24 protein-coding genes are annotated in these 24474 nt (G+C 59.6%); 7 read left to right on the forward strand and 17 right to left on the reverse strand.

The features are described from left to right. The first annotated feature begins 250 nt into the window (after positions 1–250). Positions 251–667, forward strand: coding sequence for a GNAT family N-acetyltransferase (locus P3S72_RS23940; protein WP_276194550.1), 417 nt, complete (start codon positions 251–253; stop codon positions 665–667). Between the two features lie 83 nt (positions 668–750). On the opposite strand, the gene def is transcribed toward P3S72_RS23940, so the two are convergent. The 3 genes from def to P3S72_RS23955 all read right to left on the reverse strand — a co-directional run bounded on the left by def (position 751) and on the right by P3S72_RS23955 (position 2611). Beyond that, entirely contained in the window at positions 751–1290 is a 540-nt protein-coding gene (gene def, locus P3S72_RS23945) for a peptide deformylase (RefSeq protein WP_276194551.1), read from the reverse strand. A gap of 3 nt (positions 1291–1293) precedes the next feature. Further along, positions 1294–2244 (reverse strand): YihY/virulence factor BrkB family protein, encoded by a 951-nt coding sequence (locus tag P3S72_RS23950; protein WP_276194552.1) that lies wholly within the window; start codon positions 2242–2244, stop codon positions 1294–1296. 181 nt (positions 2245–2425) lie between these two features. Next, the gene (locus tag P3S72_RS23955; protein WP_276194553.1) at positions 2426–2611 is read right to left on the reverse strand and encodes a CsbD family protein; all 186 of its coding nucleotides are present in this window, start codon (positions 2609–2611) and stop codon (positions 2426–2428) included. Positions 2612–2809: 198 nt separating this feature from the next. Between P3S72_RS23955 and P3S72_RS23960 the strand changes: the two genes are divergently transcribed. After that, positions 2810–3187, forward strand: coding sequence for a hypothetical protein (locus P3S72_RS23960; RefSeq protein WP_276194554.1), 378 nt, complete (start codon positions 2810–2812; stop codon positions 3185–3187). A 158-nt stretch (positions 3188–3345) separates the two neighbouring features. Here the strand turns inward: P3S72_RS23960 and fadD1 are convergent, their stop codons facing one another. Both fadD1 and fadD2 read right to left on the reverse strand, forming a co-directional pair. Beyond that, the gene (gene fadD1, locus P3S72_RS23965; RefSeq protein ID WP_276194555.1) at positions 3346–5037 is read right to left on the reverse strand and encodes a long-chain-fatty-acid--CoA ligase FadD1; all 1692 of its coding nucleotides are present in this window, start codon (positions 5035–5037) and stop codon (positions 3346–3348) included. Between the two features lie 384 nt (positions 5038–5421). Next, the gene (gene fadD2 / locus P3S72_RS23970) at positions 5422–7110 is read right to left on the reverse strand and encodes a long-chain-fatty-acid--CoA ligase FadD2 (RefSeq protein ID WP_276194556.1); all 1689 of its coding nucleotides are present in this window, start codon (positions 7108–7110) and stop codon (positions 5422–5424) included. A gap of 210 nt (positions 7111–7320) precedes the next feature. Here fadD2 and P3S72_RS23975 point away from each other — a divergent pair, with 210 nt between their 5' ends. Then, positions 7321–8265, forward strand: coding sequence for an alpha/beta hydrolase (locus P3S72_RS23975; protein WP_276194557.1), 945 nt, complete (start codon positions 7321–7323; stop codon positions 8263–8265). A 57-nt stretch (positions 8266–8322) separates the two neighbouring features. Further along, positions 8323–8793: a MaoC family dehydratase gene (locus tag P3S72_RS23980; protein ID WP_247407665.1), complete on the forward strand. Its 471-nt coding sequence runs from the start codon at positions 8323–8325 to the stop codon at positions 8791–8793. A gap of 54 nt (positions 8794–8847) precedes the next feature. On the opposite strand, the gene P3S72_RS23985 is transcribed toward P3S72_RS23980, so the two are convergent. After that, complete coding sequence (locus P3S72_RS23985; RefSeq protein ID WP_247407664.1) at positions 8848–9315, reverse strand: PA2169 family four-helix-bundle protein; 468 nt, start codon at positions 9313–9315, stop codon at positions 8848–8850. Between the two features lie 207 nt (positions 9316–9522). On the opposite strand from P3S72_RS23985, the gene P3S72_RS23990 reads away from it, so the two are divergent. Beyond that, positions 9523–9759 (forward strand): DUF3820 family protein, encoded by a 237-nt coding sequence (locus P3S72_RS23990; protein WP_003213031.1) that lies wholly within the window; start codon positions 9523–9525, stop codon positions 9757–9759. Positions 9760–9770: 11 nt separating this feature from the next. Further along, positions 9771–10946: an aminotransferase class V-fold PLP-dependent enzyme gene (locus tag P3S72_RS23995; RefSeq protein WP_276194566.1), complete on the forward strand. Its 1176-nt coding sequence runs from the start codon at positions 9771–9773 to the stop codon at positions 10944–10946. 457 nt (positions 10947–11403) lie between these two features. On the opposite strand, the gene P3S72_RS24000 is transcribed toward P3S72_RS23995, so the two are convergent. From P3S72_RS24000 to zwf, 3 genes are read right to left on the reverse strand one after another with little or no spacing between them, the layout of a single operon-like run. After that, entirely contained in the window at positions 11404–12069 is a 666-nt protein-coding gene (locus tag P3S72_RS24000; RefSeq protein ID WP_253398378.1) for a bifunctional 4-hydroxy-2-oxoglutarate aldolase/2-dehydro-3-deoxy-phosphogluconate aldolase, read from the reverse strand. A gap of 17 nt (positions 12070–12086) precedes the next feature. Then, the gene (pgl, locus tag P3S72_RS24005) at positions 12087–12800 is read right to left on the reverse strand and encodes a 6-phosphogluconolactonase (protein ID WP_276194567.1); all 714 of its coding nucleotides are present in this window, start codon (positions 12798–12800) and stop codon (positions 12087–12089) included. Then, positions 12787–14253, reverse strand: a complete 1467-nt coding sequence (gene zwf / locus P3S72_RS24010) for a glucose-6-phosphate dehydrogenase (protein WP_276194568.1) — start codon at positions 14251–14253, stop codon at positions 12787–12789. The genes pgl and zwf overlap by 14 nt, the downstream gene beginning before the upstream one ends. A gap of 219 nt (positions 14254–14472) precedes the next feature. Here zwf and P3S72_RS24015 point away from each other — a divergent pair, with 219 nt between their 5' ends. Next, positions 14473–15333: a MurR/RpiR family transcriptional regulator gene (locus P3S72_RS24015; RefSeq protein ID WP_253400433.1), complete on the forward strand. Its 861-nt coding sequence runs from the start codon at positions 14473–14475 to the stop codon at positions 15331–15333. A 69-nt stretch (positions 15334–15402) separates the two neighbouring features. Here the strand turns inward: P3S72_RS24015 and P3S72_RS24020 are convergent, their stop codons facing one another. The 8 genes from P3S72_RS24020 to P3S72_RS24055 form a co-directional block, all read right to left on the reverse strand. Beyond that, positions 15403–16248 (reverse strand): D-hexose-6-phosphate mutarotase, encoded by an 846-nt coding sequence (locus P3S72_RS24020; RefSeq protein ID WP_276194569.1) that lies wholly within the window; start codon positions 16246–16248, stop codon positions 15403–15405. Between the two features lie 103 nt (positions 16249–16351). Beyond that, positions 16352–17698, reverse strand: a complete 1347-nt coding sequence (locus P3S72_RS24025) for a carbohydrate porin (protein ID WP_276194570.1) — start codon at positions 17696–17698, stop codon at positions 16352–16354. Positions 17699–17782: 84 nt separating this feature from the next. After that, a complete protein-coding gene (gene ugpC / locus P3S72_RS24030; protein ID WP_276194572.1) occupies positions 17783–18943 on the reverse strand; it encodes a sn-glycerol-3-phosphate ABC transporter ATP-binding protein UgpC in 1161 nt (386 codons plus the stop codon). Between the two features lie 2 nt (positions 18944–18945). Next, complete coding sequence (locus tag P3S72_RS24035; RefSeq protein WP_046382285.1) at positions 18946–19791, reverse strand: carbohydrate ABC transporter permease; 846 nt, start codon at positions 19789–19791, stop codon at positions 18946–18948. Continuing rightward, positions 19784–20692, reverse strand: coding sequence for a sugar ABC transporter permease (locus P3S72_RS24040; protein ID WP_003175732.1), 909 nt, complete (start codon positions 20690–20692; stop codon positions 19784–19786). Before P3S72_RS24040 ends, P3S72_RS24035 begins: the two co-directional genes overlap by 8 nt. A gap of 77 nt (positions 20693–20769) precedes the next feature. Next, on the reverse strand, positions 20770–22056 hold the full coding sequence (locus P3S72_RS24045) for an ABC transporter substrate-binding protein (protein WP_276194573.1): 1287 nt from the start codon (positions 22054–22056) through the stop codon (positions 20770–20772). A gap of 104 nt (positions 22057–22160) precedes the next feature. Next, positions 22161–23420: an AGE family epimerase/isomerase gene (locus tag P3S72_RS24050; protein WP_276194574.1), complete on the reverse strand. Its 1260-nt coding sequence runs from the start codon at positions 23418–23420 to the stop codon at positions 22161–22163. Between the two features lie 113 nt (positions 23421–23533). Beyond that, a complete protein-coding gene (locus P3S72_RS24055; RefSeq protein WP_276194575.1) occupies positions 23534–24379 on the reverse strand; it encodes an ATPase in 846 nt (281 codons plus the stop codon). Between the last annotated feature and the right edge of the window lie 95 nt (positions 24380–24474).

The raw sequence follows: 24474 nt of genomic DNA on the forward strand, positions 1-24474 counted from the left end.
TGCAGATCGTAGGCTTCTACACGTTTAACTCAGTGACCGAACAGCCCTGTCTCGGATTTCTTGGTTTTCTTGTCCGCGCGTTTTTCATCGGCGGTCTTTGCCGGTTTCTTCTTCGCGGCTTTCTTTGAATCCATACCTTTGGCCATGATGCATGCTCCACTTACAGGGGATGTAACATTGGGTATACCACCTATTGCCGCGCAGAAGGCGCTTATAATCCCCGACCCTTGATAACGCCTGCCTGAATACCATGCCCGACTTGCACCTCGAACCGCTGGCAGAGCCCCTGTGGCCGCTGCTGAACAAGTTTTACCGCCAGCACAATTCGCCAATGAAGGCACTCAAGGGCGGACGTCTGTGGGTGGCGCGGGACCGCGAGATTGTTGCCGGCTTGTGCCTGACGCCCGTGGTGGGCGGGCAATGGCTGACCGGGGTGTTTGTCGACCCGGCCTATCGCGGCCAGGGGCTGGCGGCGCGCTTGATTCTTCAGGCGGCGTCCGATCGGGAGGGTTCAGTCTGGCTGCTGTGCCATCCCGACCTGGAAGGTGTGTATGGGCGCATGGGGTTTACTCAGGACACGGTGCTGCCCCAATCCCTCAGCGAACGGCTGGTGCGCTACAAGCGCAACAAGCCGATGATCGCGATGGGGTTGGCACGAGGCGTGTAACCGCCCAGGAGAGTGGGTGACAGCCCCGTCGCAATCGTGCTGGCTGACCAACCCCACCATTGGGCTTGTATCGTGCCAGGAAGCTAGTCGTCGGCATTCGGGTCCATGTCGGGGAACATCACCTCGATAAACCCGAACTTGCTGAAGTCGCTAATCCGCGACGGGTACAAGCGGCCGATCAGGTGATCGCACTCGTGCTGCACCACCCGCGCATGGAAACCATCGGCAATACGTATGATCGGCTCGCCCTTGGGGTCGAAGCCTTCGTAGCGGATCTGCTGGTAACGGTCCACCGCGCCGCGCAGGCCGGGCACGGACAGACAGCCTTCGAAGCCCTCTTCCATGATCGGACTGAGCGGTGTGATCAGCGGGTTGATCAGGATTGTCTGTGCCACAGCCGGGGCATCCGGGTAGCGTTCGCTGCTCTCGAAACCAAAGATCACCAGTTGCAGGTCAACGCCGATCTGCGGTGCGGCCAGGCCGACACCGCCGACGTGTTCCATGGTCTGGAACATGTCATCGATCAATTGCCACAGTTCGGGGCTGTCGAACATTTCCGGCGGGACCGGCGGGGCGATACGCAGTAGGCGCTCGTCGCCCATTTTCAGGATTTCATGGATCATCGATCAGACTTCGTCGGGAGTGGGCTTGGAATGGTCCCGGCCAAGGCCGGAGACGTGCTTTTTTTCACCTGAGCGGGTGTTTTCATCAAATGTCTTTTCCCCTGGCTCCTTGCCTTCGGCCGACATGTGCTCGATCACGGCATTCATCTCCGCCCCCAGCAACAGCACGGCGGCGGAAATATAGAAGTACAGGAGCAAAACAATGATCGCACCGATGCTGCCATACATGGCGTTGTAGTCGGCGAAGGTTTTGACGTAGTAGCCAAAGCCCAGGGACGCGACGATCCACACCACCACCGCCAACACCGAGCCTGGGGTGATGAAGCGGAATTTCTGCTGCACGTCGGGCATCACGTAGTACATGAGGGCCACAGCGAACATCAGCAGGATCACAATCAGCGGCCAACGCAGGATGGTCCACAGCGTGACCACGAATTCCTGCATGCCGATCTGCCCTGCCAGCCATTCCATGACCTGCGGGCCGAGCACCATCAGCGCGGCGGCGGCGAGCAACATGCCGGCGATGCCGACGGTGTAGAAAACCGACAGCGGGAAACGCTTCCAGATCGGCCGCCCTTCGACCACGTCGTAGGCGGCGTTCATCGCGCTCATCATCAGACGCACACCGGCCGACGCGGTCCACAGGGCAATCACGATACCCACCGAGAGCAGGCCGCCCTTGGACTGCTGCAACTGGTCGATCACCGGGTTGACCTGCTCCAGGGCCTGGGGCGGCAACACCAGTTCCGACTGCAAGCGCAGCCAGGTGAAGAAGTCCGGCAAATGCAGGAAACCGATCAACGCAATGAGGAACAGCAGGAACGGAAACAAGGAAAACAGCATCTGGTAGGCCAGCGCCGAGGCGTAGGTGGACATCTCGTCGTTGACGAACTCCGTCACCGTGCGCGCCAGCACTTTGTGCAGCTTGAGACCATCGAGTACCGGGAAAATCATAGCGTCTCCTTTCGCCGCAAAAAGATCAGGTTCATGGGCGACTCAGGGGCCGTTTTCTACATCAAGGTAGCCTATTTGGCGACCTTGAAACAATTTCGAAAGATTAACCGCTTCAGGTGACACAAAAACGGCCATCCGTGGATGGCCGTCGGGCGGGATGAACCCAGCCAGCGATCGAGGATCACTTGATCGCTTTCTTCACCGCATCCTTGGTATCGCCTACGGCTTTCTGCACTTCACCTTTTTTTTCCTGGACCACACCTTCAGCGCGCAGCTTGTCGTTGCCGGTCACTTTGCCAACACCTTGCTTGATGTTGCCAACAGCTTCGTTCGCGACGCCTTTTACCTTATCCGATGTGCTGCTCATGGTATTTCTCCTGGAACAATCGAGGGGTTTTGGTCATTACGTAGAGATTGACCCGAGGCTGTTCGGCAGAGTTTCAATTATTTTGCGCACGCATTTCATCGCCGGCAGCAGGTTTGGCTTTATGTTTTGCGGCCAACCCACGAGAATGCGCGGCACATTCAGGCTACGACGCTGAATAACAGATCCCGTAGGAAGGTTATGAAACTCAATAAAGCACAGGCCATCGCCCGCAGAAACCAGGAACTGGGCGGTGCCGTACTCGGCGTCAACAACTGCCACTTCACCGACCTGGACCGCAAACGCAACATCTGGTGGTTCGACCTGCCGGTGGCGCGGATCGCAGTGGGCCAGTACGAGTGGATTCACTTGTTGCTGCACAACGCCGAGACTGACCAGTTGCTGCACTTGAAGGTGCCGACGGTGTTCCTGCGTGAAAAGCTCGAAGGCCTGGTGGTGCGCAATGCCGGCAAGCGCAAGCCGGAAATCACGCTGGAACTGAGCGCAGACAAGGACTCGTTCCTCAAGGATGTGCGCCCAGCCGGTGCGGGCGTCAGCTTCGCGCAGCTTGTCCTCTAAGCACTGTATTTCAAATGTGGGAGGGGGCCCCGATTGCAGAGTGTCAGTCGCTGAATCTGGTGACTGATCCACCGCTATCGGGGGCAAGCCCCCTCCTACACTGGATTGCATTCCAATCCAGTCATTAAAAAACCCCGCATTGGCGGGGTTTTTTTGGGTTACTTTTTCAGGCCCAGCTTCTTCAGCTCTTCATCGCGCAGCTCTCGACGCAGGATCTTACCCACGTTGGTGATCGGCAAGACATCACGGAATTCAACGGCCTTGGGCACCTTGTAGCCGGTGACGTTAGCGCGCATATGCTCCATCACCTGGTCCTTGGTCAGGGTGGCACCTGGCTTGACCACGATGAAGATCTTGATGTGCTCCCCGGACTTCTCGTCCGGCACGCCGATGGCAGCGCATTGCAGCACGCCCGGCAGGGTCGCCAGCACGTCTTCCAGTTCGTTGGGGTAAACGTTGAAACCGGAGACCAGAATCATGTCTTTCTTGCGGTCGACAATGCGCATGTAGCCGTCCGGCTGGATGATCGCAATGTCACCGGTCTTCAACCAACCTTCGCTGTCGAGGATCTCGGCGGTGGCATCTTCGCGCTGCCAGTAGCCCTTCATCACCTGCGGGCCTTTGACGCACAGCTCGCCGACCTCACCCAGGGCCAGCTCGACGCCGTCATCGGTGATGACTTTGCACAAGGTCGACGGCACCGGAATGCCGATAGTGCCGATCTGGATCTTCTGGATCGGGTTGACCGTCGCCACCGGGCTGGTCTCGGTCATGCCGTAGCCTTCGCAGATGTCGCAGCCGGTCACGGCTTTCCAACGCTCGGCCGCCGCCAGTTGCAGGGCCATGCCGCCCGACAGGGTGACTTTCAACCCAGAGAAGTCCAGCTTGCGAAAGCCTTCGTTGTTGCACAGCGCCACGAACAGCGTATTCAGGCCGACAAAGCCGCTGAACTTCCACTTCGACAGTTCCTTGACCATCGCCGACAGGTCACGCGGGTTGCTGATCAGGATGTTGTGGTTGCCAATCAGCATCATCGCCATGCAATGAAAGGTGAACGCATAGATGTGGTACAGCGGCAGCGGGGTGATCAGGATCTCGCAGCCTTCGTTGAGGTTGGAGCCCATCAGCGCCTTGCACTGCAGCATGTTGGCCACCAGGTTACGGTGGGTCAGCATCGCACCCTTGGCCACGCCGGTGGTGCCGCCGGTGTATTGCAGCACCGCCACGTCGCTGCTGGCCGGGCTGACGTCATTGACCGGTTGGCCGTGCCCCTTGGCCAGCACGTCGTTGAACTTGATCGCCTTGGGCAAGTGATAGGCCGGGACCATTTTCTTCACGTACTTGATGACGCTGTTGATCAGCAGGCGCTTGAGCGGCGGCAGCAGGTCGGCGACTTCAGTGACGATCACGTGTTTGACGGCGGTCTTGGGCACGACTTTTTCAGCCAGATGCGCCATGTTGGCCAGGCAGACCAGGGCCTTGGCCCCGGAGTCATTGAATTGGTGTTCCATTTCCCGCGCGGTGTACAGCGGGTTGGTGTTGACCACGATCAGGCCGGCACGGATGGCACCGAACACAGCGACCGGGTATTGCAGGACGTTGGGCAGTTGCACGGCGATTCGATCGCCAGGCTTCAAATCGGTATGCTGTTGCAGGTACGCAGCGAAAGCGCCGGACAATTCGTACAACTCACCGTAGGTGATTGTCTTGCCCAGGTTGCTGAAAGCCGGTTTGTTGGCGAAGCGCTGGCAGGACTGTTTCAGTACCGCCTGAATATTTGGATACTCGTCTGGATTGATGTCTGCAGCAATCCCGGCGGGGTACTTATCCTTCCAAAAGTCTACGTTCATGGAAGCCCACTCCTCAGCGACGCGAATTCATCATCGCATTTGATGCGATTATTATTGGTGTGTGTTTTTTAGGTGAGTCTGGCGCGTTTAAGCAGGCCGAGAGGTCACGAAGCGCGCCGAGAGTAGCAGCTTTGCCAAGGGCCGACTAGAGCCAAAAGAGGCCCCTACAGTCATAAACATGACTCATGAATAACCAATAGTCATTTTTAGAGCAAAAATTCTATAAGCAAAGAAATGGCTCTAGAACAAGGCTTAACGGGATAAACGCAGACAAATGTGGGAGGGGACTTGCTCCCGATGGCAGTGAATCAGCCAACACATTTGGTGACTGATCTCCTGCCATCGGGAGCAAGCCCCCTCCCACATTATTGACTGCCTATCAAATCAGGCGATGTCGCGCAGCTCGCGCCGCAGGATCTTGCCCACCGGCGTCATCGGCAACGACTCACGCAACACGATGTGCTTGGGCACTTTGTACCCCGTGAAGTTGGTCTTGCAGTAGCTCTTCAACTCCTCAAGGCTCACGCCTTCGGCGCGCGCCACCACAAACAGCTTCACCGCCTCCCCCGTGCGTTCATCCGGTACGCCGATCACCGCGCAATTAGCCACCGCAGGGTGAGCCATCACCACGTCTTCAATCTCGTTGGGGTACACGTTGAAACCCGAGACGATGATCAGGTCCTTCTTGCGATCCACGATGCGTATAAATCCATCCTCGTCTATCACGGCAATATCACCGGTCTTGAGCCACCCCTCGGCGTCCAGTGCCTCGGCGGTGGCGGCCGGTTGCTGCCAGTAGCCCTTCATCACCTGCGGGCCCTTGATGCACAACTCGCCGCGCTCGCCCAGGGGCAACTCGACGCCGTCGTCATCGATCACCTTCATCGCCGTACCCGGCACAGGGATGCCCACGGTGCCCAGGCGTGACTTGTTGCCATACGGGTTGGTGCTGGCCACCGGCGACGTTTCCGTCAGGCCATACCCTTCGCCAATCGCGCAGCCGGTGAGCTGCTCCCAACGTTCGGCGGTGGCCTTGATCAGCGCCGTACCACCGGAGTTGGTGAGTTTGAGATGGGAGAAGTCCAGGCTCTTGAAGTCGGGGTGGTCCATCAACGCCACAAACAACGTGTTGAGCCCGAGCAAGCCGGTGAAGCGCCAGTTTTTCAGTTCCTTGATAAAACCCGCGATGTCCCGCGGGTTGGTGATCAACACGTTGTGGTTGCCGGAGACCATCATGCACATGCAATTCGCGGTGAATGCATAGATGTGGTAAAGCGGCAGCGGCGCGATCATCACTTCCTGGCCTTCCTTGATCAGCGGGTGGCCATCCTCGCCGGTCTGCGACATGCAGGCACGCACCTGCTGCATGTTCGCCACCAGGTTGCCGTGGGTGAGCATCGCGCCCTTGGCCAAGCCGGTGGTGCCGCCGGTGTATTGCAGCACGGCGATGTCATCGAGGGTCACCGGGTGGCGCGTCACGCCCTGCCCTGCGCCCATGCGCAAGGCGCGCTTGAACGACACCGCACGCGGCAAGTGATAGGCCGGGACCATCTTCTTCACTTTGTCGACAAGGGTGTTGACCAGCCAGCCTTTGGCTGCCGGCATGAAGTCGCCCATCTTCGCTTCGATCAGGTAGTCGATCTCGGTGTCGGTGCAGACTTCCTGCACCCGTGAACCGAACAGGTTGAGGTAGACCAGGGCACGAATGCCGGCGTCCTTGAACTGGTGTCGCATCTCACGCGGGGTGTACAGCGGGTTGGTGTTGACCACGATCAGCCCCGCACGCAGCGCACCAAACACGGCAATCGGGTAATGCAGCACGTTGGGCATCTGCACCGCAATGCGATCGCCCGGGTTGAGGTCGGTGTGCTGCTGCAGGTAACCGGCGAACGCCGCACTCTGGCGCTCAAGCTCGGCGTAGGTCAGGGTGACGCCCATGCTGCTGAACGCCGGACGGTCGGCAAAGGCCTTGCAGGAACGCTCGAAGACTTCGATCACCGACTTGTAGGCGCTCAGATCGATCTCGTTGGGAACGCCCGCCGCGCGTTTGTCATTCCAGAAATCAGGTTGCATTATTCTTGTCCTCTTACCTGAATGTGCCCAGCCGCTTTTCTGCTGCTATAAAAAGCGGAGCTTCGGGGACGTTAGCAGCTATGGCCAAACAGGCAAATACAGGAAAGAGCGTCATTAATTGCGTGAATCTTCCTACAAGGGTCTGTACTGATCAGACGGCTGTCCGAGGATGAGCTATACACTGCAACGACCCTGAGCAAAGGAAGCGCCATGAACCACACCACTTTCTGGCTGACCGCGAACGACCACAGCCGCCTGTACGTCAATCAATGGCTGCCGGAAGCGCCGCCGAAGGCGTTGATCATGGTGTCCCATGGCATGGCCGAGCACGGCGGGCGCTATGTGCGCCTGGCCGAAGCGTTGTGCGGGGCGGGCTACGGTGTGTTTGCCCTGGACCAGCGTGGCCATGGCCGCACCGCCGACGAGGGCACCCTGGGCCTGTTCGCCGAGCAGGACGGTTGGAACAAGGTGGTGGGCGACCTGGCCAGCCTCAACCAGCACATCGGCCAGCAACTGCCGGGAGTGCCGATCATTTTGCTGGGCCACAGCATGGGCAGCTATATCGCCCAGGCCTACCTGCTGCACCACAGCGCCAGCCTGCATGGGGCGGTTCTCAGCGGTTCGAATTTCCAGCCGGTGGCGCTGTACCGCGCCGCGCGGCTGATCACCCGTGCCGAACGCCTGCGCCAGGGCTTACGCGGCCGCAGTGCGCTGATTGAGTGCCTGTCGTTCGGCTCGTTCAACCAAGCGTTCAAGCCCAACCGCACGGCTTTCGACTGGCTCAGCCGTGACCCGGATGAAGTCGACCGCTACCTCCACGACCCGCTCTGCGGGTTCCGCTGCACCAACCAACTGTGGTTCGACCTGCTGGGTGGCTTGCAGCAAATCAGCAAAGCGTCCAATCTCGCGCAGATCGATCCGGGCTTGCCGATCCTGGTGATCGGCGGCGAATGTGATCCGGTGAGTGAAGGCAAGCGTCTTAAAAGCCTGGCCCATGCCCTGCGTGAGGCCGGCTGCCAGAACCTGCAACTGAATATCTACCCGCAGGCGCGTCACGAAGTGTTCAACGAAACCAACCGCGACGAAGTCACCGCGGATGTGCTGACGTGGCTCGACCAAGCCCTGACCTTACGCAGGCCGGCTCGCTGCGAATAATTTTTCGTTTAAAATCAGCCAATTAAATTATCGATTAGCCACAGGATGCACGTTTAGATGACCCAGGTAACCAACACCCCTTACGAAGCCCTCGAAGTCGGCCAGACCGCCAGCTACAGCAAGACCGTCGAAGAGCGCGATATTCAGTTGTTCGCCGCCATGTCCGGCGACCACAACCCCCTGCACCTGGATGCCGAATTTGCCAAGGCGACCATGTTCAAGGAGCGAATTGCCCACGGCATGTTCAGCGGCGCCCTGATCAGTGCGGCTGTTGCCTGTGAGCTGCCTGGGCCGGGCACGATCTATATCGGCCAGCAGATGAGCTTCCAGAAGCCGGTGAAAATCGGCGACACCCTGACCGTGCGTCTGGAAATCCTCGAGAAGCTGCCGAAGTTCCGCGTGCGTATCGCCACCCGCGTGTTCAACCAGCGCGATGAACTGGTGGTGGATGGCGAGGCGGAGATCCTCGCGCCACGCAAGCAACTGGTCGTGACGTTGACCGAGCTGCCGGCCATCACCATCGGCTGATCAGCTCCCATAAAAAATCCCCGCATCGGCGGGGATTTTTTATTCAGCGACGACTCACGACTGAGCGCGAGCCTGGTTACGCAGGGCTTTGACCTGATCGTGATTGCGTTGCACGCCGTGGTACTGACGCTCAACCAGGTCACGGATACCCAGCAGGTTGTGCTTGTTGATCTTCTCGATCGCTTCTTTGTAAGCCTTGAGTGCGTGATCTTCACCGCGCTCGGCTTCGTTCAATACAGCCTCTTCGTCTTTACCGGTCACCATCGACTTCACATCGACCCAGCCACGGTGCAGGGCGCCGGCAACGCTGCCGGAATTTTCCGGATCGCCACCCAGGGCACGCACGGCGGTTTTCAGCTCGGCCACAGCGGTTGTGCAGTCTGCGGAGCGCTTGGCAAACAGCGCTTTGAGTTCTGGATGTTTGATGTCGTCAGCGCACTCTTTAAAACCTTTTTGACCGTCAATGCTGGTTTCGATCAGGTCGTTCAGTACCGAGATGGACTCTTTATTGATATCAGTCATTTTTCAATTCCTTATGCCGGTTGAGAAAGGTTGTCTGAATGATTGCAGCGGCCGTGCCAGGTTTTAAAAAACGACTTTCTCTTTTAATTTCAATATCTTAAAAATATTTGAACGTTCTGTATGTGCGTTATTTGCATGATCTGTCATTTGGCCTTCATGCAGAATGCCTGTATTTTCCAAGACCTCGATGCCAACGCCTGAGCCATCATGAATCCCGAAAAACTCGAACTGCTGATCACCCGCGAAATGCCCTTCGGCAAATACAAGGGACGGATCATCGCCGACCTGCCTGGCCCCTACCTGAACTGGTTCGCCCGTGAAGGTTTCCCCCACGGCGAGCTGGGCGGGTTGCTGGCATTGATGCAGGAAATCGACCACAACGGCCTGTCCGAACTGCTGGAACCGCTGCGCGCCAAGCACGGCAAACCCGCGCCTCGCCATTAGGAACCCACGCCATGCCATGGAATGCAGCCAACGAACCCCACTGGCAGGCCATCGCCGACCACTACGAACTGGAGCCGGGCCCGATCAACCTGGAAAATGGCTACTTCGGGCGCATGAGCCGCGCGGTGCAAGCGCAGTACCTTGAGCACGTCGCGTTTATCAACCGCAGTAACGCGGTGCATGTGCGTCAGCGTTTCGAGCAAGGCGAAAACGTCGAGATCCGCCGCCAACTGGCCGAGCTGATCGACGCCGACCCCGAGTCGGTCGCCTTCACCCGCAACGCCACCGAAGCCTTGCAGTCGCTGATCCGCAACTACAACTGCCTGCAGCCGGGCGACCAAGTGCTGATCAGCGACTTGGAGTACGACACGGTCAAGGGCGCCATGCGCTGGTTGGCCAGCTACAGAGGGGTGGAAGTGATCGAAATTTCCCATACCCACCCGGCCAGTTTCGACAGCTTGCTGCAAAGCTATCGCGATGCTTTCACCCAATATCCCCGCCTGAAACTGATGGCGTTGACCTACGTGACCCACCGCACCGGCCTGGTCATGCCGGTCGCGGCCATTGCCAAAGCGGCGCGCGAACACGCTGTCGATGTGATCCTCGACGGCGCCCACGCCCTCGGCCAGATCGAGTTCAACCTCGCCGAGCTGGGTATCGCATTCGCCGGCTTCAACCTGCACAAATGGATCGGCGCGCCGCTGACTCTGGGCTTTCTTTACATAGCCACCGAACGCCTGGCTGACATCGACCCGGACATGGGTGAGTTCCACTACCCTGCCACCGACGTGCGCGCCCGCACGCCGTACAGCACGCCGAACTTCCCGGCGCTGATGACCTTGCCACTGGTATTTGAAGAACACCGCGCATTGGGCGGCGCGGCGGCCAAAGGCGCACGGATGAATTACCTGCGGGATCTGTGGGTGCGCCAGGTGCGGCCATTACCGGGAATTGAAGTGCTGACCTCGGATGACCCGCGATTGTATTGCGGGATCACGGCGTTCACGTTCATCGGGCGCGATCAGCAAGTGATGGCAGACCGACTGCTCAGGGACTACAACCTGTTCACCACCACTCGAGTGGGCGCGTCGTTTGGCACCTGTATCCGGGTGACGCCGGGCTTGGTGACGTCCGCGGCGGACATCGATGTACTGGCCAGCGCCATCACCGCACTGAGCACGGACTAAAAATGTGGGAGGGGGCTTGCCGCCGATAGCAGAGTGACAGTCAGCGAAAATATTGGCTGATAGACCGCTATCGGGGGCAAGCCCCCTCCCACACTTGGATGTGTGTTGGGTTCAAGGTTTTGCGCAGGCAAAAAAAACGCCACGCCGGCCAAGCGCACCGTAAAGCATCCGGGTGACGCTGGGGCGGGGACATCAACCGCAGACATCCATGTACTGATCAACGCCATCACCGCACTCAACACGGACTAAAAAATGTGGGAGGGGGCTTGCCCCCGATAGCAGAGTGACAGTCAGCGAAAATATTGGCTGATAGACCGCTATCGGGGGCAAGCCCCCTCCCACATTTGGACGTGTGTGTTGGGTTCAGCTTTCCTGCAGGCAAAAAAAAGCGGCACACCGACCAAGCGCACCGCAAAAAATGCCGTTAAGCACAGCAACAACGATTCGATAAATCAGTTCAGTCCAGCAGTGCCAGCGCCTCAGCGGTGACTTCCTGGATACGTGCCCAGTCGCCGTTCTTGACCCACTCGGGGTCGAGCATCCAGCTACCGCCCACGCACATCACGTTTTTCAACGCCATGTAGCTCTTGATATTGGCCGGGCTAACGCCGCCGGTCGGGCAGAATTTCACTTCGCCAAACGGGCCGCCCAGGGCTTTGATGGCTGCGACGCCACCGCTGACTTCCGCCGGGAACAGCTTGAAGCGGCGATAACCCAGGCCATAGCCTTCCATGATCCCGGAGGCGTTGCTGATACCCGGCAGCAGCGGGATCGGGCTGTGTACCGAGGCTTCAAGCAGGTCGCGGGTAATGCCGGGGGTGACAATAAATTGCGAGCCGGCAACGGTGGCCGCTTCGAGCATATGGCGATCGAGCACGGTGCCAGCGCCGGTACACAACTCCGGACGCTGCTCGCGCAGGACCTGAATGGCCTTGAGGCCGAACTCGGAACGCAGGGTCACTTCCAACGCGGTCAAACCACCGGCTGCCAGGGCGTCGGCCAGCGGCAAGATGTCCTGTTCGCGGGCGATGGTGATCACTGGCAGTATCCGCGCCTTGGCGCAGAGACTGTCGATCAGGGCAACTTTATCCGCCATGGACACGGTCGATTGAGGGCTTTTCATCGCGGCTGATCCTTGGCTCATGGGCACCAGTAAATCTCTAATGTAGGTTGCAAAAACGCGCGAATCGGCATGGCAGCAACGTCGTCACTGGCCAGCGCGGCGCTCAAGGTGGTCAATTTCGAACTGCCGGAGATCGACAGTACGGTGTAATTCGCCGTGGCCAGCAGCGCGCGACTCATGGTCAGGCGCTGGCGCGGCACGGTCGGCGCCAGCATCGGCCAGCAACGGCGGGTACCGTCGGCCTGCAGGGCCTCGCTCAGGTTCGGGCTGTTGGGAAACAGCGACGCGGTGTGGCCGTCGTCGCCCATCCCCAGTACCAGCACATCAATAGCCGGCAGTTCGGCCAGCAGGCGATCGGCCTGCTCGGCGGCGTCTTCAAGATTGGCAGCGGCGCTGTACAGGCTGAGGAATTTGGCCTTGGCTGCCGGACCTTGCAACAGGTATTTCTTCAACAGGCCGGCATTGCTGTCGGCATGTTCCACCGGCACCCAGCGCTCGTCGGCCAGGCTGATGGTGACCTTGGACCAGTCCAGGCCCTGCTTGGCCAGGTTCTGGAAAAACGCCACGGGGCTGCGGCCACCGGACACCACCAGGGTCGCTTCGCCACGAGCACTGATGGCCGCGCGCAGTTGCTCGGCCACGTCATTGGCCAGGCCATCCGCCAGCAACGCAGGCGAACGGTACTCACGGGCAGTGACGCCCTGAGGCAGTTTCAATTCAGATATCGCCATACCACGACCTCCCATCCCGCGTGATCAGTGCAATGGAGCTCATCGGCCCCCAGGAACCCGCCGCATACGGCTTGGGCGCATCACCGGATTTTTTCCACCCGGCGATCAACTGGTCACACCACTTCCACGCGGCTTCGATTTCATCTTTGCGAACAAACAGGTTCTGATTGCCGCGCATCACTTCCAGCAACAACCGCTCGTAGGCATCGGGAATCCGTGCGCTGCGATAGGTGTCGGAAAAATTCAGTTGCAGTGGCCCGCTGCGCAGTTGCATGCCCTTGTCCAGGCCCTGCTCCTTGGTCATCACGCGCAAGGAAATACCTTCGTCCGGTTGCAGGCGGATGATCAGTTTGTTGCTGATCTGCAGGCGCTGCTCGGGGGCGAAGATGTAGTGGGACGGTTCCTTGAAGTGGATGACGATCTGCGACAATTTTTGCGGCATGCGCTTGCCGGTGCGCAGGTAGAACGGCACGCCGGCCCAGCGCCAGTTGCGGATATCGGCACGCAGGGCGACGAAGGTTTCGGTATCGCTCTGAGTGTTGGAATTCTCTTCTTCCAGGTAACCCGGCACCGGCTTGCCGGCGCTGTAGCCGGCGATGTACTGGCCGCGTACCACTTGGGTGGTCAGGCCATCCGGGCTGATCGGCGCCAGGGCCTTGAGCACCTTGACCTTCTCGTCACGGATGCTGTCGGCGGACAGGTCGGCCGGCGGGTCCATGGCGATCAGGCAAAGCAGTTGCAGCAGGTGATTCTGGATCATGTCCCGCAGTTGCCCGGCCTTGTCGAAGTAACCCCAGCGGCCTTCGATGCCGACCTGCTCGGCCACGGTGATTTCCACGTGGGAAATGTAGTTCTGGTTCCACTGGGTCTCGAACAGGCTGTTGGCGAAACGCAGGGCGATCAGGTTCTGGACGGTTTCTTTGCCCAGGTAATGGTCGATGCGGTACGTGCGGTTTTCCGGAAAAAACTGCGCGACGGCGTCGTTGACCTTGCGCGAAGATTCCAGGTCCGAGCCGATGGGTTTTTCCAGCACCACGCGGGTATTGTCCGCCAGGCCGACCTTGGACAGGTTTTCGCAGATCGCCCCGTACACCGCCGCAGGCGTGGCGAAGTAGGCAATCAGGCGTTGCGAGGTGCCGGCTTTTTCAGCCAGGACCACGTAGTCATCCGCATTCATGAAATCGACGTGAACATACGTCAGGCGCGCCAGGAAACGCTGGGCGATAGCCTCGTCCAGTTCCTTGCCGACGTAGTTGCGCAGTTCTGTTTCAATATGCGCCAGGTGCTGTTGCTCGGAACCGGCTTCACGGGCCAGGGCCAGGATGCGCGTGTCGTCGTGCAAGAGCCCGGCGCCATCGAGTTGATAGAGGGCAGGAAATAACTTGCGCAGCGCCAGATCACCCAACGCGCCAAACAGGGCAAAGGTGCAGGGTTCTACGGTTATCGAAGGCATGATGTTTGTTCTTTTATCAAGTTAAGCTACAAATACCTTTTTTCAAGGCATCACTCAAGGAAAAATGTAGTAATAACCACAACATTTTCCCGAAATACGCATTCCGAGTGGTGGTGTTCAGCTACCCTCAGTAGGATAGGCCACCGCAAAGAGCCACTCGTCGATTGATGACCGCCCTTTATTTGCATCGTCGCCCCAAGGAAAGACTGTATGGACCGCGTGCGAAATCTTCTGGAACAGATCCGGAACCGCCTCGAAGAATTGAACAAGGCTGAGAAAAAAGTCGCCGAGGTCATCCTGCTCAACCCACAGCAGGCGACCCGCTTCTCGATCGCAGCCCTCGCCCAAGCCGCCTCGGTCAGTGAACCGACGGTCAACCGTTTCTGCCGCTCGTTTGGTGTCAGCGGTTACCCTGAACTTAAATTGCAGCTGGCGCAAAGCCTGGCCAGCGGTGCGGCGTATGTCAGTCGCGCAGTGGAGGCCGATGATAACCCCGAGGCCTACACCCAGAAGATCTTCGGCAGCGCCATTGCCTCTTTGGACAGCGCCTGCCAGGCCCTCGACCCGAACCTGATCAGCAAGGCCGTGGACCTGTTGATCCAGGCGCGCCAGATCCACTTCTTCGGCCTCGGCGCGTCGGCACCGGTGGCCATGGATGCGTTGCACAAGTTTTTCCGCTTCAACCTGTCGGTGACTGCCCATGCCGACGTGCTGATGCAACGCATGATTGCCTCGGTGGCCCACACCGGCGAGCTGTTCGTGATCATCTCCTACACCGGGCGTACCCGCGAACTGGTGGAAGTGGCGCGTATCGCCCGGGAAAACGGCGCATCGGTGCTGGGCGTGACCGCCGAGAACTCACCGCTGGCCAAGGTCAGCACCGTGAGCCTGAACATTCCGCTGCCGGAAGACACCGACATCTATATGCCGATGACCTCGCGGATCATCCAACTGACGGTGCTGGATGTACTGGCAACCGGCATGACCTTGCGCCGTGGCGTGGATTTCCAGCCGCATCTGCGCAAGATCAAAGAGAGCTTGAATGACAGCCGGTATCCGGTTGGAGATGAGTTCAACTGAGGCAGACAATGCCTCCAGCAGTCCCGGCCTCTTCGCGAGCAAGCCCGCGAAGACGGTATAGCAACAGCGCTAAACCCCAGCCCGGACCTGCAAACTCAAATGCGCCCTCTCCCCCGGCGCCAGACTGGCCCCGGCCATCGCCGACTCCACGCACACAAACCCCGACGCCTCATTAAAACTGACGCCCAACAGCGGCCGACTGCCCGGGTGCCACACCACGGTGTCGGCGCTGTCACCGGTGTCGATGCACAACTCGCGCTGCCAGGCGTGGTCCTTGAGCTGTAACTCGCCCTCATGCTGGAACACCCGCTGACACCCGCCCTCCACGCGCAGTTCGCCTTCCTGCTGGCAAGCCTGGCGATTGAGCTGGTCATACCCTTGCACGCCGTCAAGCCCAGACAGCGCTATCTCACCGACGTTGCCAATACGCCAGTAAGCGTGCAATGCATGGCTCAGTTGGCATGGCAGCTCATCCTGATGCTCGGTACTCAAGCGCAGTTCCAGGGTTTCGCCCAGGTGCGCGTGCAAGTCCACCTGCCAGTCGCACAACTGCAACTGCCAGTGCAGGCGCACGCCGTTGTCGTCGGTGCTGCTGTCGAGCAGTTTCCAGTCGATCAGCCGCGCCCAACCATGGGACGGCCACGCATTTTCGCTGGGATGCCGGCCATACCACGGCCAGCACACCGGCACGCCGCCACGAATAGCGCCGACTTGCGGCCACTTGGCCGCGCACCACAACCAGGGTTTCTGTCCACGAGGCTGAAAATGCAGCAATTGCGCGCCCTGCCGGCTGAATACCGCCTGGCAGAGCGGATGGTCGATCACCAACACGTCACGCACCTGGAAGCGCTCCCAGGCGAATACCGGACGCTCGCGCAGGGATTTGAAAAAGCGTTGCAGTGGATGCTCATGCATGTGACACGGTCCTGAATATCTTCACAGTGCAACCCAAAAAAAAGCGGATAGCCATGGCTATCCGCAAAATGCGCACAGAGAGGAAGAGCTTATCGCAACAGCGTTAGAACACCGACTGAATTTTCAGACCGGCTACCAAGGCGTTGTCGACTTTATCCACGCCGCCCGGGTGGACAACGTATTGCAGGTTGGGACGCACGGTCAGCCAGTTGGTGACGTGGAAACCGTAGTTGATTTCGTAGTTGTACTCGGTGCTGCGCAGCGGCGCGTACAGCGGGTTGTCGTAGTCGCTCACGCCATTGGCGATGTTGAGCAGTTCGGCGTTTTTCTTCACGTCATCGTTAACGTGCAGACGAGCGGCACCAATCCCCACATCGTCTTTTGGACGCGCGTCGAAAGGCCCTTTGTACACCAACATAATCGACTGGTAGTTATCGACGGTGTTGGTGTCCTTGTCGTGGAACGTGGCGTTGGCCGCAATGTTCAGGCCGCGGGAAGCGTCGCCGTTGTGGGTAGTGAGTTGCTGCTGCGCAACGAACCAGTAGCCTTTTTTGCTGCTGTGGGTGCGGTAAGCTTTGCCAGTGGTGGCCGCATCGTTACCGTCGACGTCTTCACGTACATCGGCAGCATCGGCGGCGCTTTTGTAGTAACCCACACGGTATTCGCCCGGCAGGTTATTGACCTTCGGCGACCAGACCAATTCCACCGGGATCACGGTGCCCTTGGTGCCACTGCCGCTGAGTTTGAAACCGTTACCGTGCTCCAACTGCGACGGGTTCTGGTTGTACGCACCGATCTGCGCATACAGCTCAGGCGTGATGTTGTACTTCACGCGGATAGCGGCCTGGGCGACCGGCCAGTTGTACCAGGAGCTGACGTAGTTACCGACTTGGGAGCCGCAGAACGACAGGTTCTGGAAGTCGCACGGGAAGGTGTTGAAGTCTTCGCCTTCACCGAAGTAACCGAGCTTCACGTCCAGCTTGTTGTCGAACATCTGGTGCTGAATCCAGAACTGGGTCAGACGCACCATGTGGCCACGGCCGTACACTTCTTGAGACGAGCTCAAGGTGCCGGCACGCGGATCACCGACACGGTCGTTGGAGATGTTCTGGCCATTACGGTTGGTCAACTGGATCTTCGCCTGGGTGTTATCCCAGCCCCACAGTTTTTGCAGGTCCAGTGCCACGCCCAGACCGAACTGGTCAGCGTAACGCGCCGTTTTGTCGTGGTTGTAGCCGCCGCTCAGGTTGCCACCGACTTCCCCAACGTAGTCAGCCTTGATGTCGATACCTTGCTCGATCAGCTTGGTCCGCTCGCCACCCCAATCGCCGGTCATCCACTTGGAATCGGCGCTGAACGCATCGGCCGCCATCGCATTGGCGGACAAGACCAGGGCTGCCGCTGCTGACAGTTGGCAGATCAGCCGAGTGTTGTTGTGTTGCTTTTTCATCCCTACATCCTCGTCTTTATTGTTATTAAACTGTTTTTATCTAACGCGGTTCACTTTTTCTTTCAAAAACAACAGCTTATATTTTCATCGACCCTTGAACTGAGCCACGTTGTCGGCACGGTCCTGGGTGGGCAAAGACGCGGCAGTGCCCAGGCGCTCGCCGGTGTTGGCGTCGAACAGCAGCACCTTGGCCGGATCGAATTGCAGGGTCAGGGTCTCGCCCACCTGCGGTGCCAGATCGGGCGCCAGGCGGCAGCAGACCTTGGTGTCATTGAGCTGCACGAACACCAGGGTGTCCGGGCCGGTCGGCTCGGTGACCTGGACTTCGGCACGAATGCTCGACGAACCGCTGCCCTCACCCGTCGCCAGCACGATTTGCTCCGGGCGCAGGCCGAGGATCACGTCACGGTCTTCCAGGCCGGCATTGCTCATGCTCAGCGGCAGCTCGCAACGGGCCTGGCCGCTGTCGAGCAGGGCCACCAGGCGACCATCCTTGCGTTGCAGGCGCAGGGGGATGAAGTTCATCGGCGGCGAACCGATAAAACTCGCCACAAACAGGTTGGCCGGGTCGTTGTAGATCTCTTTCGGCGTGCCGAACTGCTGGATGATGCCGTCCTTCATCACCGCCACTTTGTCACCCAGGGTCATCGCTTCGATCTGGTCGTGGGTGACGTAGACGGTGGTGGTTTTCAGACGCTGGTGCATCAGTTTCATTTCGGTACGCATCTCGACGCGCAGCTTGGCATCGAGGTTGGACAGCGGTTCGTCGAACAGGTAGATCTTCGGCCGACGCGCCAGGGCGCGGCCCATGGCCACCCGTTGTTGCTGACCGCCGGAGAGTTGGCCCGGTTTGCGGTTGAGCAAGTGTTCGATCTGCAACAGCTTGGCCACCCGCGCCACTTCGGCGTCGATATCGGCTTGAGGCATCTTGCGAATCTTCAGGCCGAACTCGATGTTTTCACGCACGCTCATGGTCGGGTACAGCGCGTAGGACTGGAACACCATGGCGATGTCGCGATCCTTGGGGCTCATGCCGCTGACGTCCTGGTCGCCGATCATGATCGCGCCACCGGTGATGGTCTCAAGGCCCGCGATGCAGTTCATCAGCGTGGACTTGCCGCACCCCGACGGGCCGACCAGGATCAGGAACTCGCCTTCCTTGATCGACAGTTCGATGTTCTTCAAGGTGTCGGGCAGGCCGGCGCCATAGGTCTTGTTTACATTGCGAAGTTCAAGCGTAGCCATGATTACCCCTTGACCGCGCCGGCCGTGAGGCCGCGCACGAAATACTTGCCTGCGATCACATAGACCAGCAGGGTCGGCAGCCCGGCGATCATCGCCGCCGCCATATCCACGTTATATTCCTTGGCCCCGGTGCTGGTGTTGACCAGGTTGTTCAGCGCCACCGTGATGGGCTGCGAGTCGCCGCTGGAGAACACCACGCCGAACAGGAAGTCGTTCCAGATCTGGGTGAACTGCCAGATTAGGCAGACCATGATGATCGGCGTCGACATCGGCAGGATGATCAGGCGGAAGATGGTGAAGAAACCTGCACCGTCCAGGCGCGCCGCCTTGATCAGCGCATCCGGAATGCTCACGTAGTAGTTACGGAAAAACAGCGTAGTGAACGCCAGGCCGTAGACCACATGGATAAACACCAGGCCGGTGGTGGTGCTCGCCAGGCCCATTTTGCCCAGCGTGAACGAGGCCGGCAGCAACACGGTCTGGAACGGCAGGAAGCAGCCGAACAACAGCAAACCGAAGAACAGTTGCGAACCACGGAAGCGCCAGAACGACAGCACATAGCCGTTCAACGCACCGATGGCGGTGGAAATCAGCACGGCCGGCACGGTGATCTTGATCGAGTTCCAGAAGTAGCCATCCACCGTGGCCCAGGCCTTGACCCAGCCGATGCCGGTGACCACGGTCGGCCAGCTCAACAGGTTGCCGGTGCTGATGTCTTCCGGGGTCTTGAAGCTGGTGAGCAACATCACCACCAGCGGCACCAGGTACAGCAGCACCGCGAGGATCAGCACCGCGTAGATTGCGATGCGGCTCAGGCTGATGGCAGGTTTTGCGGCAAGACTAGTCATTACGCTTGGTCCTCAGCTCGGAGTACAGGTACGGCACGATGATCGCGAGGATCGCACCGAGCATCAGGATTGCACTGGCCGAGCCCATGCCCATCTGGCCACGGCTGAAAGTGAACGAGTACATGAACATCGCCGGCAGGTCGGACGAGTAGCCAGGACCTCCAGCGGTCATCGCCGCCACCAGGTCGAAGCTCTTGATCGCGATGTGCGCCAGGATCATCACCGCACTGAAGAACACCGGACGCAGGCTTGGCAGCACCACGCTCCAGTAGATGCGCGGCAGGCTCGCGCCGTCGATCTGCGCGGCACGAATGATCGATTGATCCACACCCCGCAGGCCGGCCAGGAACATCGCCATGATGAAGCCGGAGGCTTGCCACACGGCAGCAATCACCAAGCAATAGACCACGCGATCCGGGTCGATCAGCCAGTCGAGACGGAAGCCTTCCCAGCCCCAGTCCCGCAGAAGTTTGTCCAGGCCCATGCCTGGGTTTAGCAGCCATTTCCAGGCCGTACCGGTGACGATCATCGAGAGCGCCATCGGGTACAGGTAAATGGTGCGGATAAAGCCTTCGCGGCGGATTTTCTGGTCGAGGAAAATCGCCAGCGTCACGCCGATCACCAAGGTGATACCGATGAACATCCCGCCGAACAGCGCCAGGTTCTTGCTCGCCACCCACCAGCGGTCGTTGTCGAACAACCGCTCGTACTGCGCAAGGCCCGCCCATTTGTAGCTGGGCAGGAACGTCGACGTGGTGAACGACAGCACGAACGTCCACAGGATGTAGCCGTAGAAGCCCACCAACACGATGAACATGCTCGGCGCCAGCACCAGTTTGGGTAGCCAGCGCTGCAGTGCATCGAACGGCGAGGCTTTGCTGAACACAGCAACAGAACTCATGGGGAAATCCAATACAAGGGAAAAGGACTACAGGAACATGCCGGGCGGGGGCCAGGGCTCCCCCACCCGGTCAACCGTTACTTGGCAGACTTGATCGCAGCGCCAAGTTTCTTGGCGGTATCGGCCGGGTCGGCTTTCGGGTCGTTGATGTAGTTGGTCACGACATCAAAGAACGCGCCTTGCACGGCCAGAGTGGTGGCCATGTTGTGCGCCATGCTTGGCTGCAGGCCGCCGGTCTTGGCGTCGGCCAGGAAGTCTTTGGCCGCAGTCTGGGCGCAGGAGTCGAAACCGTAGGATTCCATTTTGTTCAGCATGTCGTTACGCACAGGGATCGAACCCTTGTTGATGCTGAACACCTTCTGGAAGTTCTCACCCAGCACGACTTTGGCGATGTCCTGCTGACCGGCCGCAGTGCCTTTGTCTTTCTGCTTGAACACCGCCAGGGAGTCGATGTTGTAGGTGAAGGCTTTTTCAGTGCCCGGGAAGGCTACGCACTCGTAGTCTTTGCCGGCGACTTTCTTCGCGGCGGTCCACTCGGACTTGGCCCAGTCACCCATGATCTGCATGCCAGCCTTGCCGTTGATGACTTTGCCGGCTTCGAGGTTCCAGTCCTGGCCTTTGCCATCGACGTCCATGTAGGTCGCGACTTTCTTCAGCTCGGTCAGCGCCTTGACCATTTGCGGACCGGTCAACGCGCCGTTGTCCAGGTCAACCATGGCTTTCTTGTAGCCATCGGCACCCATCACCGAGAGAACGACCGCTTCGAACACCGTGCTGTCCTGCCACGGCTGGCCACCGTGGGCGAGCGCAATGAAGCCGGCGGCCTTCAGTTTGTCGCCGGCGGCGTAGAATTCTTCGAGGGTGGTTGGGTTCTTGGTGATACCGGCTTTCTTGAAGACTTGCGGGTTGATCCACAGCCAGTTCACGCGGTGGATATTGACCGGTACGGCGACGTAGTCACCTTCGTACTTCACGGTGTCGGAGACTTTCTTATCGAGCAGGGAGTCCCATTTTTCTTCTTTGGCGACGTCTTTGAGGACGTCGGTGTCGAGCAGGCCGGTTGACGCCCATTCCTGGATGTCCGGGCCTTTGATCTGGGCTACGCCGGGTGGGTTGCCGGCAACCGCGCGGCTTTTCAGCACGGTCATGGCCGTGGCGCCACCGCCACCTGCGACAGCACCGTCTTTCCAGGTGAAGCCGTCTTTTTCAACTTGGGCCTTCAGGACATCTACAGCCGCTTTTTCACCGCCCGAGGTCCACCAATGCACAACTTCAACCGTGCCTTTCGAGTCGGCGGCAAATGCACTGAGGGGAAACAACGAGGCAATGGAAATAGCGACGGCGAGGCGATTAATCGCGTTCATCTGAGTACCTTTTCTTGTTGTTATGCATGCAAGTCTAGAGCTTGCGCTGCACGGAGTTTAAACAGGGATTTTTCAAGCGCAGGTAACAAAGGGACGCACAAATGTCACAACTCGGTGACATAGCACCCGCGACCCAATGCACTGGCCATGCTGGGCGCCAAGGGTAGCGTCGGCAGCAAGACCGCTTGCCAGGCGTGGTACAGGTCCGGTTTGCCGCCCCAGATCTTGCTGCTGGGTTGGTTCTGTGGGCTGAGTTCGTGATGCCAACTGCCGTGGATACGGTCGATGAAATGGGCGTCGCAAAACTCCCAGAAACGCCGATACCAGGTTTCGTAATGTGGATCGAAGGTGCGTTTTAACAGGGCCTGCGCGGCGGCGCTGGCTTCGGCATGGGTCCAGTGCAGGCGTTCACGCACCACTGGGCGCTGGTTCCAGTCCAGGGTGTAAACGATGCCGGGGGCGCCATCCACGGCCCAGGCGTAGTCGCAAGCGCTGGCGAACAGGCCCTTGGCGTCGGTCACCAGCCAGTCCGGCGTGGCCAGCCCGGCTTGCAGGCGTGCAGCCTCCAGGTGCAACACCAACCGCGCCCACTCGAAACCGTGGCCTGGGGTGATGCCATAGGGGCGGAAGCCGTCGGCGGGGTTGTCTTCGTTGTAACCGAACAAGGGTGTCCACTGGGTGTCGAAATGCTCGATCACCATGAACCGGTTGCTGGCAGCGTGGGTGTGGATCACGCGCTCGACGATGCGCAGCGCGCGGTCCAGCCAGCGTGTGTCAGCGGTGACATCGGCCAGAGCCAGGAACGCTTCCGTCGCGTGCATGTTGCTGTTGGCGCCGCGATAGGCTTCGAGACCGCTCCAGTCTTGGGCAAAGGATTCGAGCATGACGCCCTCCTCCTCGCTCCAGAAAAACTGCTCGATCATCTGGATGGCCTGGTTCAACAGGGCTTGTGCGCCGGGTGCGCCAGCAACCACTGCAGAGCTGGCGGCCAGGGCGACAAAGGCGTGCAGGTAGGCAGCCTTGCCGGTATTGCCATCCACGGCGTGGGGCGCGGCGAACCAGCCACCGTGCGTGTTATCGCGTAGCGGGCCGCTGAGGGCGGCAACCCCGTGCTCGACCAGCTCGGCATACCCCGGCAGCCCCATCGCGTGGGCCATGGCGAAGCTATGGGTCATGCGCGCGGTGTTCATGGTTTCGGCAACCGCATTAGCCGGCAACTGGCCTTTATCGTCGAGGTTGCCGAAACCGTCGGCCAGGCGCGAGGCCTTGGCGAATGACAGCAGGCGCTGGCCTTCGCTGGCGAGCCAGGCATGATGGGCGGGTGCGTTCAGCCAACTGCCGGCAGGCTGTGGTTGGGTAGTCATGGCAGGCCCTTATTATTTTTGGCGGGATGACCGGAGTCTAAACAAGGGCGGCATGAGGGCATGTAACGAAGGACAAGGAAAATGTCACCAGATGGTGACATTCCCCAAGACCTTTACTGGCCGATGGGCGAGGCTGCGGCCGGCGAATTGAGGCGCTGGTTCAGGTTCTGCACCTGACTCTGCAAGGTGGTGATATTGCGGGTGGTCTGAATGCGGAACACGTCGAACTCTTTATTGGTCGGCGCGTCGCTATTGGCCGGCTGGTTGTCCTGCGCGCTCTTTAGCACCACCATGTCTTGTTCAAGACGGGCGATGGCGGCGCTCGGGCTGCCCTGTTTCTTCAAGGCCGCCACGTCAGCGACCAGATCCCTGATCTCGCTATCGCGCTTGGCGGCCTCCCCTTGCGCCGCCTTGAGGCCGGCCACAGCGTCGGTCAACGCTTGCACCTGGCCTTGCAACTTGGCGTTGGCGTTGGACAGGTCGGTGGTGCCGGCGGTCATTTGGGCCAGGCGCTTGTCCAGCTCGGTGGCCTGGCCGGCCACGCCGACTTGCTGCTTGCCCTGCTCCAGCAACTGGGTTTCCAGCTGCCTGATCTGCAGTTTCAGCGCTTCGCTGCCGTTGTTCACACTGGCTTCACTGGCGACGAACTTGCCGGAAATATCCTGCAGGCGCCCTGCCGCTTCTTCGCTGATGCGTGCAAAACTTTCCTGGGTGGCAACCAGTTGCTGGCCCATCAGGGAAATCTGCTGGAAGCTCCACCAGGCCAGGCCGGCAAAGGCGATCAGCAGCGCGCCGACCAAGGCCCACAGCGGGCCGGTACTGGCGCTTTTGACCTTGACCACGGGGGTGTTGCGCGAGCGCACGGAGGTGGCGGCGGTCGGCACGAAATCATCATCGTCCAAGGTGTCGGCCCGCAGGCTGGGAACATTGTCGAAATCGTCGTTGGCATCGTTGCGCATGAATCAACCCTGAATCGTGAAATGGCTACCTGGAAAGCCGGGCGACGGGAGTATAAACCGCTGTCGCGCCGCACTGATCGACCCGGAACGCTGAA

The organism is Pseudomonas sp. D3 (assembly GCF_029320995.1).
Lineage (GTDB): Bacteria > Pseudomonadota > Gammaproteobacteria > Pseudomonadales > Pseudomonadaceae > Aquipseudomonas > Aquipseudomonas paraveronii.